The 944-nt window shown below is 35.1% G+C and carries 1 protein-coding gene; it reads right to left on the bottom strand.

The window, feature by feature from the left end; translation table 11 throughout:
• Window positions 1–833: IS30 family transposase (locus HMPREF9402_RS03795; protein ID WP_009606529.1), on the bottom strand; the 833-nt coding region annotated here is incomplete at its 3' end.
• Window positions 834–944: the final 111 nt, after the last annotated feature.

The raw sequence follows: 944 nt of genomic DNA on the forward strand, positions 1-944 counted from the left end.
TCCGTGGATTTCGGTAGATCTTGTCTAACGATACTATTTGAATTCTCATTCAATCCTCGTTGTCCTGGTGCTCCTGGATCACTAAAGTAAATCTCAAGAGGTATCTTGCTTTCTTGTTCAATTTCTTTCCATCTAGAAAACTCTTTTCCTCGATCAAAGGTTATTGTTTTGATGTCGATTTCAACTTGTTCATTTAGCCAATTTAATGTCGCATCTTTGACATCTTGACTCTTACGACTTGCTTTTAATAGTACGATATATTTACTTTTCTTTTCAACTAAAGTGACAATGGCTGATTCACGATTCTTACCGACAATGGTATCCCCTTCAAAGTGCCCATATTCTTGATTCATCGAAGCTTTAGGATACTGCTTATCTCGCTCATGAATGGTTTTACAATCATTAATTCTCCCACGTGTTTCTTTGTGATTTTTAGGGTTATTCTTTCCTTTTCGACGGAGCTTTTTAGCGTCAATGACTCCATTTTTAACAAGCTTATATAATGTTTTAGTCGAGACTCTTTCTGAGTGATCCATGATCTTATCACGACCCGCGATAGCATCTAATGACCACCCTTGACCTAATAACTCATGAATATTCTTTAACTTCTGTTCTGATAACACACGTTCTTTTCTCCCACAACGCTTTTTATTTTGCTTGTAAGTGGAGTAGATTTCTTCAACTGTTAATCCTTGTTTGAATAAGCGATAATAGCGATACACTTTGTCTTTTCCAATGTTCATGCGACGTGCACATTCACGAGCGTTAACTCCTAAATAATAATTTGACTCTATATTTGTCAGCTGATTTATGTTAAGATGATGATAAGACATAGATGAAAACTCCTTAATTTGTTTGGCGATGAATTAAGTGTACCATCTATGTCTTTTTTATTACCATTAAATACGTTTACCAGTTGTCTGACTTAATTATATAATTCAGGA

The organism is Turicibacter sp. HGF1 (assembly GCF_000191865.1).
GTDB classification, from domain to species: Bacteria; Bacillota_I; Bacilli_A; order MOL361; family Turicibacteraceae; genus Turicibacter; species Turicibacter sanguinis.